Annotated in this window: 11 protein-coding genes; 3 read left to right on the forward strand and 8 right to left on the reverse strand. The window is 70.7% G+C overall.

Annotated elements, in window-relative coordinates:
- Window positions 1-70: 70 nt before the first annotated feature.
- The 5 genes from prcA to arc form a co-directional block, all read right to left on the reverse strand.
- Window positions 71-826: a proteasome subunit alpha gene (gene prcA, locus ACFIF2_RS35510; protein WP_395577422.1), complete on the reverse strand. Its 756-nt coding sequence runs from the start codon at window positions 824-826 to the stop codon at window positions 71-73.
- Window positions 827-889: 63 nt separating this feature from the next.
- Window positions 890-1735, reverse strand: a complete 846-nt coding sequence (gene prcB, locus ACFIF2_RS35515) for a proteasome subunit beta (RefSeq protein ID WP_395577423.1) — start codon at window positions 1733-1735, stop codon at window positions 890-892.
- Window positions 1736-1965: 230 nt separating this feature from the next.
- A complete protein-coding gene (locus ACFIF2_RS35520) occupies window positions 1966-2184 on the reverse strand; it encodes a ubiquitin-like protein Pup (RefSeq protein ID WP_053128307.1) in 219 nt (72 codons plus the stop codon).
- Window positions 2185-2362: 178 nt separating this feature from the next.
- Complete coding sequence (gene dop / locus ACFIF2_RS35525; RefSeq protein WP_395577424.1) at window positions 2363-3874, reverse strand: depupylase/deamidase Dop; 1512 nt, start codon at window positions 3872-3874, stop codon at window positions 2363-2365.
- A 232-nt stretch (window positions 3875-4106) separates the two neighbouring features.
- Window positions 4107-5873, reverse strand: coding sequence for a proteasome ATPase (gene arc, locus ACFIF2_RS35530; RefSeq protein ID WP_395577425.1), 1767 nt, complete (start codon window positions 5871-5873; stop codon window positions 4107-4109).
- Window positions 5874-6117: 244 nt separating this feature from the next.
- Between arc and ACFIF2_RS35535 the strand changes: the two genes are divergently transcribed.
- Window positions 6118-6423, forward strand: a complete 306-nt coding sequence (locus tag ACFIF2_RS35535; RefSeq protein ID WP_395577426.1) for a ferredoxin — start codon at window positions 6118-6120, stop codon at window positions 6421-6423.
- Between the two features lie 73 nt (window positions 6424-6496).
- On the opposite strand, the gene ACFIF2_RS35540 is transcribed toward ACFIF2_RS35535, so the two are convergent.
- The 3 genes from ACFIF2_RS35540 to ACFIF2_RS35550 all read right to left on the reverse strand — a co-directional run bounded on the left by ACFIF2_RS35540 (window position 6497) and on the right by ACFIF2_RS35550 (window position 9899).
- Window positions 6497-7075, reverse strand: coding sequence for a hypothetical protein (locus ACFIF2_RS35540; protein ID WP_395577427.1), 579 nt, complete (start codon window positions 7073-7075; stop codon window positions 6497-6499).
- A gap of 180 nt (window positions 7076-7255) precedes the next feature.
- On the reverse strand, window positions 7256-8158 hold the full coding sequence (locus ACFIF2_RS35545; protein ID WP_019325234.1) for a tRNA (adenine-N1)-methyltransferase: 903 nt from the start codon (window positions 8156-8158) through the stop codon (window positions 7256-7258).
- Window positions 8159-8216: 58 nt separating this feature from the next.
- A complete protein-coding gene (locus tag ACFIF2_RS35550) occupies window positions 8217-9899 on the reverse strand; it encodes a site-2 protease family protein (protein WP_395577429.1) in 1683 nt (560 codons plus the stop codon).
- A 281-nt stretch (window positions 9900-10180) separates the two neighbouring features.
- Here ACFIF2_RS35550 and ACFIF2_RS35555 point away from each other — a divergent pair, with 281 nt between their 5' ends.
- Window positions 10181-11200, forward strand: a complete 1020-nt coding sequence (locus tag ACFIF2_RS35555; RefSeq protein ID WP_395577428.1) for a RecB family exonuclease — start codon at window positions 10181-10183, stop codon at window positions 11198-11200.
- Between the two features lie 14 nt (window positions 11201-11214).
- On the forward strand, window positions 11215-11886 hold the full coding sequence (locus ACFIF2_RS35560; RefSeq protein WP_007447882.1) for a response regulator transcription factor: 672 nt from the start codon (window positions 11215-11217) through the stop codon (window positions 11884-11886).
- Window positions 11887-11960: the final 74 nt, after the last annotated feature.

Raw genomic sequence — 11960 nt, forward strand, 5'->3', positions numbered from 1 at the left:
CGCGGGGGGGGGGGGGGGGGGGGGGGCCCCCCCCCCCCCCCCCCCCCCCCCCCCCCCCCCCCGGCCGCCGCTACTCGGTCCCGGCCTCGTCCTCGCCGTCGTCCTCCGGGGTCATCTCACCCGTCGAGCCGGCGTCGAGCAGCCGCGACAGCTGACCGCCGACGATCCGCTTGAACTTCCGCTTCTGCGGCCGCGTACGGTCCAGCACCGCGACCTCCAGCCGCTCCGCCGGGATCTCCCGCTCGCTGCCGTTGGTGTCGCGGGAGAGCGCCTGGACGGCCAGCTTCAGCGCCTCGGCCAGCGTCATGCCGTCCCGGTGCCGCTGGTCCAGGTACCCGCTGATCTGCTCGGCGTTGCCCCCGACCGCGACCGAGCCGTGCTCGTCCACGATCGAGCCGTCGTGCGGCAGCCGGTAGATCTGGTCGCTCTCGGGACTGTCACCGACCTCGGCGACGACCAGCTCCACCTCGTACGGCTTCTCGGCCTGGCTGGAGAAGATCGTGCCCAGCGTCTGGGCGTAGACGTTCGCCAGGCCCCGGGCCGTCACGTCGTCCCGGTCGTAGGTGTAACCACGCAGGTCGGCGTAGCGCACGCCGCCGATCCGCAGGTTCTCGTACTCGTTGTACTTGCCGGCGGCCGCGAAGCCGATCCGGTCGTAGATCTCGCTGAACTTGTGCAGCGCGCGGGACGGGTTCTCGCCGACGAAGACGATGCCGTCGGCGTACTGCAGCACGACCAGGCTGCGACCACGGGCGATGCCCTTGCGGGCGTATTCCGCCCGGTCGGCCATCGCCTGCTGGGGTGAGACATAGAACGGCGTCGACACCGGTTATCCGTCCCTTTCTGGAGAAGTCACTGAACCACCTGACAACACGGCCGGGCGCGCCCCCTACAGCAACGCGGCCCGCGGGCCGTCGGGGTGCTCGAGCCGCCGCTCCAGCACCGCGCGGGCGAGCGCCGAGCCCTCGTCCTCGCTGAGCCGGCGGAAGCCGTCCTCGGTGATCACAGTGATGATCGGGTAGATCCGGCGGGCGACATCGGGACCACCGGTCGCCGAGTCGTCGTCTGCCGCGTCGTACAGCGCCTGCACCACGAGCGTCGTGGCCTGCTCCTCGGTGAGGTCCTCGCGGTAGAGCTTCTTCATCGCGCCGCGGGCGAAGATCGATCCCGACCCGGTGGTCGCGAAGTTCTGCTCCTCGGACCGCCCGCCCGTCACGTCGTACGAGAAGATGCGGCCCTTGCCCCGGTCCACGTCGTACCCGGCGAAGAGCGGCACCACGGCCAGCCCCTGCATCGCCATGCCGAGGTTGGACCGGATCATCGTGGACAGGCGGTTCGCCTTGCCCTCCAGGGAGAGCTGGGCGCCCTCGACCTTCTCGAAGTGCTCCAGCTCCAGCTGGAACAGCTTCACCATCTCCACGGCCAGGCCCGCCGTACCGGCGATGCCCACCGCCGAGTACTCGTCGGCCGGGAAGACCTTCTCGATGTCCCGCTGGGCGATCATGTTGCCCATCGTGGCCCGCCGGTCACCGGCGAGGACCACACCACCGGGGAACGTGACCGCCACGATCGTCGTGCCGTGCGGTGCCTCGACGACGCCCTGCACCGGCGGCAGCTGCCTGTTGCCCGGGAGCAGCTCGGGCTGGTGCTCACCGAGGAAGTCCATGAAGGAGGAGGACCCGGGCGTCAGGAAGGCAGCCGGTAGACGCCCGGTGCTACGAGTGTTGGCTTCCACGCGATTCCTTCCACGTATGCGACAGCTATGCCACGGACCCTACCCGCCTGACGGCGGTGATCCACATACTCGGCGGGAACCGCGCGACGAACATCCCGGCCCCCGCCTCGGGCCGCGCGCGGCACGGCTTTCACCGCACCGCGCGCGACGTCTCACGCTCTGCTCGTCCGCCCCTCGTGGGGCCCAGGACCGGGCCCGGGAGGCGTGGGAGAAGCAGGCCCCGTGCCGGCCTACTGGCCACCCTTCTGCACGAAGGACCGAACGAAGTCCTCCGCGTTCTCCTCGAGGACGTCGTCGATCTCGTCCAGGACGGAGTCCACGTCGTCGTTCAGCTTCTCCTGGCGCTCCTTGAGGTCCTCGGAAGCCTGCGCGTCCTGCGCCTGCTCCTCGACCTCCTCGGTGGAACGCGTGGCCTTCTGCTGCCCGCCGCCGGTGTCCTTGGTCGCCATAACCCTCACCCCGCTCGGTTCGCCCGACACAGTTGCTCGGTCAAGATCAGACCCTACAAGCCGGGTCCGACATCGGCCCCGCAGTTTCCCAACGTACGAGGACCATCTCGATGGTTCCCGGACCAGGTGGCTTTCCACCCTGCCCGGCGGTCTCCTCCCGTGTACCCGCTCGGCCCCGTCAGCTGCCGGAAAGGACCTTGACCAGGTCTTCCGCGGTGCGGCAGCGGTCCAGGAGCTCCTTGACGTGATTACGCGTTCCGCGAAGCGGTTCCAGGGTTGGGACCCGCTGGAGCGAGTCCCGGCCCGGCAGATCGAAGATCACCGAGTCCCAGGAGGCCGCGGCCACGTCGTCCGCGTACTGCTCCAGGCAGCGCCCGCGGAAGTAGGCGCGGGTGTCCTCCGGCGGCTTCGTACGGGCCCGCTCGACCTCCGTCTCGTCCAGGAGCCGCTTGACGCGGCCGCGCTCGACCAGGCGGTTGTAGAGGCCCTTGTCGGGCCGTACGTCGGCGTACTGGAGGTCCACGAGGTGCAGCCGGGCCGCGTCCCAGTCCAGGTCGTCCCGGCGCCGGTAGCCCTCCATCAGCTCCCGCTTGGCCACCCAGTCCAGCTCGCCGGCCAGGCTCATCGGGTCGTTCTCCAGCCGGTTGAGGGTGTCCTCCCAGCGGCCCAGGACGTCCTTGGTCTGGTCGTCGACGTCGGCGCCGTAGCGCTCCTCCACGTACTTGCGGGCCAGCTCGTAGTACTCCATCTGGAGCTGCACCGCGGTGAGCGTCCGTCCGCTGCGCAGCGTGACCAGGCGCTTGAGCGTCGGGTCGTGCGAGACCTGGTGCAGGGTGCGCACGGGCTGGTCCACGGCCAGGTCGACCGCGATGAACCCGTCCTCGATCATGGACAGGACCAGGGCCGTCGTGCCCAGCTTCAGGTACGTGGAGATCTCGGACAGGTTCGCGTCGCCGATGATCACGTGGAGGCGCCGGTACTTCTCGGCGTCCGCGTGCGGTTCGTCGCGCGTGTTGATGATGGGCCGCTTCAGCGTCGTCTCCAGGCCCACCTCGACCTCGAAGTAGTCCGCGCGCTGGCTGAGCTGGAAGCCGTGCTCGTGGCCGTCCTGGCCGATGCCGACGCGGCCGGCGCCGGTGAAGACCTGGCGGGAGACGAAGAAGGGCGTCAGGTGGCGCACGATGTCCGAGAAGGCGGTCTCCCGCTTCATCAGGTAGTTCTCGTGCGTGCCGTAGGAGGCGCCCTTGTTGTCGGTGTTGTTCTTGTAGAGGTGGATCGGCTGGGCACCGGGCAGCTGGGCGGCCCGCTCGGCGGCCTCGGCCATGATCCGCTCGCCGGCCTTGTCCCACAGCACGGCGTCCCGCGGGTTGGTGACCTCCGGAGCGCTGTACTCGGGGTGGGCGTGGTCGACGTAGAGCCGTGCTCCGTTGGTGAGGATCACGTTGGCCAGGCCGATGTCCTCGTCGGTGAGCTGGCTGGAGTCGGCGGCCTCACGGGCGAGGTCGAAGCCCCGCGCGTCCCGCAGCGGGTTCTCCTCCTCGAAGTCCCAGCGGGCCCGGCGGGCCCGGTGCATCGCCGCCGCGTAGGCGTTGACGATCTGGGACGAGGTGAGCATGGCATTGGCGTTCGGGTGGCCGGGGACGGAGATCCCGTACTCCGTCTCGATGCCCATTACTCGCCGTACGGTCATGCGGCCCTCCTTGCCCGGCGGCGCCCGTCCTGGGCGCCGCTCAAGTACCGCTGGCGCTCCGATGCGTATGCGGTACCCGTCCCCGCACTGCGCGACTCGGCGGTATGGAAGAGCCTAGAACGCCTTTGCGCTGGTGGGGAGATCATTTGCGGCATTGCCTTGCTCCAGTCGGGGCTCCGGAAAACAGTCGGCTGCGGGTACCCGCTGAGGGCACCCGCAGCCGCCCCGCCTTTTACAGGTACTGACCGGTGTTCGCCACCGTGTCGATGGAGCGTCCGGTGTCCGCGCCCTGCTTTCCGGTGACGAGCGTACGGATGTACACGATCCGCTCGCCCTTCTTTCCGGAGATGCGGGCCCAGTCGTCCGGGTTGGTGGTGTTGGGCAGGTCCTCGTTCTCCTTGAACTCGTCCACGCAGGCCTGGAGGAGGTGGGAGACGCGAAGGCCCTTCTGGTTCTTCTCGAGGAAGTCCTTGATCGCCATCTTCTTGGCGCGGCCCACGATGTTCTCGATCATGGCACCGGAATTGAAGTCCTTGAAATAGAGGACTTCCTTGTCGCCATTGGCGTAGGTGACCTCGAGGAAGCGGTTCTCCTCGGATTCGGCGTACATGTGTTCCACCGCCGTCTGGATCATGCTCTGGACGGTGGCCGCCTTGTCCTTCTCGTGCTCCGTGAGGTCGTCCACGTGGAGCGGGAGGCGCTCGGTGAGGTACTTGCCGAAGATGTCCTTGGCCGCCTCGGCGTCCGGACGCTCGATCTTGATCTTCACGTCGAGCCGGCCGGGCCGCAGAATGGCGGGGTCGATCATGTCCTCGCGGTTGGAGGCGCCGATCACCACCACGTTCTGCAAGCCCTCCACACCGTCGATCTCGGCGAGCAGCTGCGGGACGATGGTGTTCTCCACGTCCGAGCTGACACCGGAGCCGCGGGTGCGGAAGAGGGACTCCATCTCGTCGAAGAAGACGATGACGGGGGTGCCCTCGCTGGCCTTCTCACGAGCACGCTGGAAGACCAGGCGGATCTGCCGCTCGGTCTCGCCGACGTACTTGTTCAGCAGCTCGGGACCCTTGATGTTGAGGAAGAAGCTCTTGCCGGCGGCCTGGCCGGTCACCTCGGCGACCTTCTTGGCCAGCGAGTTGGCGACCGCCTTGGCGATGAGCGTCTTGCCGCATCCGGGAGGCCCGTAGAGCAGGACGCCCTTGGGCGGACGCAGCTCGTGCTCCCGGAACAGGTCGGGGTAGAGATAGGGGAGCTCGACCGCGTCGCGGATGGCCTCGATCTGTCCGCCGAGGCCGCCGATCTGCTCGTAGCCGATGTCGGGGACCTCTTCGAGGACGAGTTCCTCGACCTCGCTCTTGGGCACGACCTCGTAGACGTAGCCGGAGCGGGGTTCGAGCAGGAGGGCGTCGCCGGGGCGGATGGTGATGCCCCGCAGCGGCTCGGCGAGCCGTACGACCCTCTCCTCGTCGGTGTGCCCGAGTACCAGGGCACGCTCGCCGTCCTCGAGGATCTCCTTGAGGGTGACGATGTCGCCGACGCTCTCGTACTCCATGGCCTCGACCACGTTGAGAGCTTCGTTGAGCATCACTTCCTGGCCGCGTCGTAGCTCGTCTAGCTCGACGCTCGGGCTGACGTTCACCCTCAGCTTGCGGCCGCCGGTGAAGATGTCGGCGGTGCCGTCCTCGTTGGCCTGCAGGAAGACGCCGAAGCCGGCCGGTGGCTGAGCCAGCCGGTCGACCTCCTCCTTGAGGGCCACGATCTGGTCGCGGGCCTCGCGGAGCGTGCCGGCGAGTCGCTCGTTCTGAGCGGACACGCCGGCCAGATTGGTCTGCAGTTCGACGATCCGCTCTTCGAGAATTCTCGTGTGCCGCGGAGATTCGGCGAGCTTGCGTCGCAGGACGGCGATCTCCTGCTCAAGGTAGGCCACCTGCCCGGCCGGGTCCTCGGACCCTCGACCCGGGCGGATGCCGCGGTTCATGTCGTCGTCGTGGGCTGCCACGGTCCTCACCTCCTCCAAGGGGAGCTGGACGCTTCCAGACCCTACCTGGGTGGGTGTCGATTGAAACCCCTAGATCAAAAGACTGTCGGGGTGTGTCCGATCTTCACCCTTGCGCTCTCCCTCACGCCAGGGAAATACCCACCGAACGTGGATGGAACCCAGGCGGAGGTACGCTCGAAGCGTTCAACACCCGTCAGAGCTGGCCGGATTCCCGAGCGGCTCGGCGCAGGAAACGGCAGGAGAGATGAGCGTGCAGCAGGAGGCCGGAGTCGACAGCGAGGCCCTGGAGGTCTGGATCGACCAGGACCTGTGTACCGGCGACGGCATCTGCGCGCAGTACGCGCCCGAGGTGTTCGAGCTGGACATCGACGGTCTGGCCTACGTCAAGGGCGCCGACGACGAGCTTCTGCAGACCCCCGGGGCGGCAACGCCCGTGCCGCTGCCGCTTCTCACGGACGTGGTCGACTCCGCGAAGGAGTGTCCGGGCGAGTGCATCCACGTACGTCGTGTTTCGGACAGGACCGAGGTCTACGGACCGGACACAGAGTGACCGAACTGTGACCCGTCCGCACGCTCCGTGACCGCTGTCTGATGTGTCACACCACCCGTCACAGGTCCACCGGTCATACGGCGCGGGCCTGGGACGGTGTGTCGCGGACGAACGCGCCGTTCTTCCACTGCCACTTCACGTCGTCCGTGACGTCGGGGCAGCAACTGGGCACGTCGGGCGAGGAGTAGCCGAGCAGCGTGGTGTGGACGACACCGCCGCGCACCGCCAGGGCGGTCACCGTCCGGCGCTCCTCGGGGCTCACCAGGGTGGCCACGACCCGGGGCTTGCCGCCTTCGGTCTGCCGCGTGACGACGTACACGGCGTCGGGCGGGGTGCCCATGGGGGCGTCGCAGTGCACGGCGGCGACCGTCTCGGGGCGTCCGTCGCCGTCGAGGTCTCCGGAGGCCTTCCTCTGCACCACCGCCTCGACGGGACCGCACTCCAGGGGGAAGGCGACGTCCGCGGGGTCGGGCGGCGCGACGGGGGCGGAGGCGCTCTTCGGGACGGGAGCCGGGGTCTGGGCCGCCGTGGCGGCGTCGGGCTGCAGGACGGAGGACAGGGCCACCACTCCGGCGAGAGCGGTGGCGGTGGCGACCCAGTGGATCGGGCGCGTGTGCGTGTGCGACAGGTCCGGAACGGCGGGGTGCTGCACGAGGAGTGTCTCCTGTGAGGGCTGTGCCGGCGGGGGGGGTGGCCAGCATCGTGCCACACGTCACAGTGCCGGGGAACGGCGGGGTGGGTACTCGGCCCGATTCCGGTGAACGGCCGTCCTCCCGCGTTTCGGCCCGCTCGTGGGGGGGGCGTCGTCACGTTGTCGCGGCACCGGGCCGCCTCAGCGGCCGGAGCCTCCGCCGGCGTTGGGGCCGTCGTAGTCCTCGCCGTAGGCGCCCTTGGCGGGGCGGCGGCGGCGCATGGGCGGCTCGACGCCGTCCGCGAGGCGGCGGGCGGTGAGCAGGAAGCCGGTGTGGCCGATCATCCGGTGGTCCGGGCGGACGGCCAGGCCCTCGACGTGCCAGTTGCGGATCATCGTCTCCCAGGAGGTCGGCTCGTTGAAGCAGCCGATCTCGCGGATGGACTCGACGGTCCGCGCGAGCTGGGTGGTGGTCGCCACGTAGCAGCACAGGATGCCGCCGGGCACGAGCGCCTTCTTGACGACGTCCAGGCACTCCCACGGGGCGAGCATGTCGAGGATGACGCGGTCGACGTCCGTGTCGGACAGGTTGTCCTGGAGGTCGCCGACGGTGAGCTGCCAGGCGGGGTGCGGGCCGCCGAAGTAGCGCTCCACGTTCTGCCGGGCGATGTCGGCGAAGTCCTCGCGGCGCTCGTAGGAGTGCAGCATGCCCTGGTCGCCGATGGCGCGCAGCAGGAAGCTGCTGAGGGAGCCGGAGCCCACGCCGGCCTCCACGACGCGCGCGCCGGGGAAGATGTCGGCGAAGGCGAGGATCTGCCCCGCGTCCTTCGGGTAGACGACGGCTGCCCCGCGGGGCATGGACAGGACGTAGTCGGGGAGCAGGGGGCGCAGCGCGAGGTAGGCGACGTTCCCGGTGGTGCGGACAACGCTGCCCTCGGGAGCGCCGATCAGTTCGTCGTGGGGGAAGGAACCCTTGTGGGTGTGGAAGTTCTTCCCGGCCTCGAGCGTGAACGTGTAGTGGCGGCCCTTGGGGTCGGTCAGCTGAACCTGGTCCCCGACCTTGAAGGGCCCGCGCCTGCGGGCGGCACCGGTCGGTTCGGACATGTGACCAGCCTACCGGTCCCGGGCGGAGCCGCCGACCACCGCTGTGGGAGAGCGGTGGTCAGGAGGGGCGGGCCATCGCCTTGACGAAGGCGCGCTCGACGTCGGCCGCGGACAGGACGCCGTAGATCTCACCGGTCTCCTCGACGACCAGGTACTCGGTGGCCGGGTTGGCGCGCAGGGCGTCCAGGAGTTCCTCGCCGGACAGCTCGGCCGAGACGCGCATGCCGTCGGTGAGGTCCTGGGCGAGGCCGCTGACCGGGACCCAGGGGCGGCGGTGCTCGGGGACGCCGACGATGGCGGCCTCGCGGACCAGGGAGACGGGGACGCCGTCGGCGTCGACGACGACCAGGGCGCGGGCCCCGGAGGCGTTGGCGCGGCGCAGCGCCTCGGACAGCGGCGTGTCGGCCGGGACGGGGACGGCGCGCCGGGTGAGGGCGCGGGCGCGCAGCTCCGGGAGGTGCTCGCGCAGGCGGGCCATGCGCAGGCTGTTCCCGGCGCCGGTCCAGATGATCGCGGCGAGGATGGCCGCGAGGAGGGCGTCCATGACGGTGTCCATGCCGACGTCGTCGGCGGCGCCGGAGCCGAGGGACTGGGTGAGCAGCGGCAGGCCGATCAGTACGGCGATGGCGAGCGCCCGGCCGATCCAGGCGGCGGCGACGGTGCCGCTCATCGGCTTCCCGGTGATCTTCCAGACGACGGCGCGGAGCATCCGGCCGCCGTCGAGCGGGAGGCCGGGCAGCAGGTTGAACGCGGCCACGAGGAGGTTGGAGATCATCAGCCCGGCCAGCAGGACGCCGGGGACCGAGTCCGGTTCGACGGGCAGCAGGGCGGCGTAGAAGACGCCCGCGAGGACGAGGGAGAGCAAGGGGCCGACGAAGGCCAGCATGAACTCCCGTCCGGGGGTCTCGGCCTCCTTCTCGATCTCGGAGACGCCGCCGAAGAACTGGAGCTGGATGCGGCGGACGGGCAGCTTGAAGCGCAGGGCGGCGACGGTGTGGGCCAGCTCGTGGACGAGGACGGAGGCGTAGAAGGCCACCGCGAAGAAGAGGGAGACCAGGTAGCGGGCGGCGCCGAGCTCGGGCAGCACGCGGTCGAGCTGACCGCCGAACACCCAGGTGATCAGGGCGGCGACCAGGAACCAGCTGGGCGCGACGTACACGGGCACGCCGAAGGGCCTGCCCATCAGCAGCCCGCCCCCGGGCTCCGGCTTCCGCTGCGGCGGACGCCCCGGCGCGGGCCCGTGGGCGCGGGCGTCGGCCAGGGGCCGGTCGGGGTGGGTGTCGAACGGGCTCCGACCGGGCCGCGCGGGGGTGGGTGCGGAGTGCTGGTCACCGGGGGGCGAGGGCTGACCTGTCCGCGGGTCGCCCGCACCCGCACCCGCCGACGTGTGCCCCCGCCGCGCCTCGGGATCCGGCGCGTCGGGATCCGGCGTTCCGGTGTGCGGCGTCGTGGATTCCGGTGTCCGGGGATCCGGCGCCTCGGCACCCGGCGTTCCAGGACTCGGCGTCCCCGAATCCGGCGCCCCCGAGGTTGGCTCCCCCGAGTTCTGCGTCGCCGACTTTTGCGTCAGCGAGTCCGGTGCCCCGGCTTCCCGTGTCTCCGGGCCGGGCGTCGTCTCCGGGCCGGGCGTCGGCGGTTGGTCCTCGGGGGTCCCGGGCGGTGTCCGGGGCGGTTCGCCGGAGGGGTCGCCCGTAGCGTCGCGGCGGTCGGCGGGTCGTTTCCCGGGTGGGCCGGAATCCATGGGTCGCGGCTGACCGGCGTCGGCGGTCGGGGCCGTGGAGCCCGTCCGGGGCTCGGCCGACTCGTCGTTGCCGGACCGCGGCTGCCCGCTCCCGCCGCTCACGTCCACGGTGTCCCCTCGTTCGAAGCGTCTCCCGCACCTGACGGGCGGAAGGGTCTCGTGTCGATGGTATGCGTCCGTCGCCGCCCGTTCCGCCCCGGCACCCCTGTGCTTCCCTTCCGCCACACGGGTCACACCGCGGGCTGGGGCGCTGTCAGTCGCGGGCCGTAAGGTCTGTGGGCATGGAGACGAGCATCGAGGATGTCGCGGAGGGCACCGGCGGCCCCGCCCGACCGGCGGCGACGGCGGCGGACCACCCCGACGCGGCGGTGGGCACGACGGCCACCGCCCCCGCACCCGTGCCCACCCCGGCATCCGCCCCCGCTCCCGCACACGTGGCCGCGGCGCCCGCCTCGCTCTCCCCCTCCCGGGCCGGCGACTTCATGCAGTGCCCCCTGCTGTACCGGTTCCGGGTCATCGACCGCCTGCCGGAGAAGCCGAGCGAGGCGGCGACCCGGGGCACGCTGGTGCACGCGGTGCTGGAGCGGCTCTTCGACGCCCCGGCGGCCGAGCGCACCGCGCCGCGGGCCAAGGCGCTCGTCCCGGGGCAGTGGGACCGGCTGCGCGAGAGCAGGCCCGAGGTCGGCGAGCTGTTCGCGGACGACCCGGAGGGCGAGCGGCTGGCCCAGTGGCTCGCCGAGGCGGAGCGGCTCGTCGAGCGCTGGTTCACCCTGGAGGACCCGAGCCGGCTCGAGCCCGCCGAGCGGGAGCTGTTCGTCGAGACGGAGCTGGATTCCGGGCTGCGGCTGCGCGGCATCATCGACCGGGTCGACGTGGCCCCCACCGGCGAGGTGCGGATCGTCGACTACAAGACGGGCAAGGCGCCCCGCCCCCAGTACGCGGAGGGCGCGCTGTTCCAGATGAAGTTCTACGCGCTGGTGGTGTGGCGGCTGAAGAAGGTCGTCCCGCGCCGCCTCCAGCTCGTCTACCTCGGCAGCGGTGACGTGCTCACCTACGACCCGGTCCTCGCCGACCTGGAGCGGGTCGAGCGCAAGCTGCTGGCGCTGTGGGAGGCCATCCGGCTGGCGACCGAGACGGGTGAGTGGCGGCCGCGTCCCACCAAGCTGTGCGGCTGGTGCGACCACCAGGCCCACTGCCCTGAGTTCGGCGGTACTCCCCCGCCCTACCCGCTGCCGGTGACGCTGCCGGTGAGGGCGGCCGAATCCGGCGGCACCGAGCAGGGCAGAATGGGACCGGACTAGCGAAGGAGACTTACGTGGCCATCCGCGTCCTACTGGTCGACGACCAGCCGCTGCTGCGCACGGGCTTCCGAATGATTCTGGAGGCGGAGCAGGACCTCGCGGTCGTCGGCGAGGCCGGAGACGGCCTCCAGGCACTCGACCAGGTCCGGGCGCTGCAGCCCGACGTCGTGCTGATGGACATCCGCATGCCGCGGATGGACGGTGTGGAGGCGACCCGGCAGATCACCGGGCCCGAGCGGGACGGACCGGCCAAGGTGCTGGTGCTGACCACCTTCGACCTCGACGAGTACGTCGTGGAGGCCCTGAAGGCGGGCGCCAGCGGCTTCCTGCTGAAGGACGCCCCCGCCAACGAACTGGTGCAGGCGATCCGCGTGGTGGCGGGCGGCGAGGCGATGCTCGCGCCGAGCATCACCAGGCGGCTGCTGGACAAGTACGCCACGCACCTGCCCTCCGGGGACGAGCCCGTGCCGGACACGCTGCACACGCTGACGGACCGTGAGGTGGAGGTGCTGAAGCTGGTCGCCCGCGGTCTGTCCAACGCGGAGATCGCCGCCGACCTCTTCGTCAGCGAGACCACCGTCAAGACGCACGTGGGTCATGTGCTGACCAAGCTGGGTCTGCGCGACCGGGTACAGGCCGCGGTGTACGCGTACGAGAGCGGTCTGGTCCGCCCCGGCGCGCAGTAACCGGCCCTCCCCCGCGCCGGCATCGGCGCGCACGGCACCACGAAGGGCGCCCTCATACGGCCCGACGAGGGCGC

It is taken from the genome of Streptomyces sp. BK79, from assembly GCF_044142145.1.
Classification (GTDB): Bacteria; Actinomycetota; Actinomycetes; order Streptomycetales; family Streptomycetaceae; genus Streptomyces.

Bases quoted from the DNA above. Each gene is read 5' to 3' on its own strand.
- ACFIF2_RS35520 (WP_053128307.1), bottom strand. From the start codon at position 2,184: ATGGCGACCAAGGACACCGGCGGCGGGCAGCAGAAGGCCACGCGTTCC.
- dop (WP_395577424.1), bottom strand. From the start codon at position 3,874: ATGACCGTACGGCGAGTAATGGGCATCGAGACGGAGTACGGGATCTCC.
- ACFIF2_RS35535 (WP_395577426.1), top strand. From the start codon at position 6,118: ATGAGCGTGCAGCAGGAGGCCGGAGTCGACAGCGAGGCCCTGGAGGTC.
- ACFIF2_RS35545 (WP_019325234.1), bottom strand. From the start codon at position 8,158: ATGTCCGAACCGACCGGTGCCGCCCGCAGGCGCGGGCCCTTCAAGGTC.
- ACFIF2_RS35550 (WP_395577429.1), bottom strand. From the start codon at position 9,899: ATGGATTCCGGCCCACCCGGGAAACGACCCGCCGACCGCCGCGACGCT.
- ACFIF2_RS35555 (WP_395577428.1), top strand. From the start codon at position 10,181: ATGGAGACGAGCATCGAGGATGTCGCGGAGGGCACCGGCGGCCCCGCC.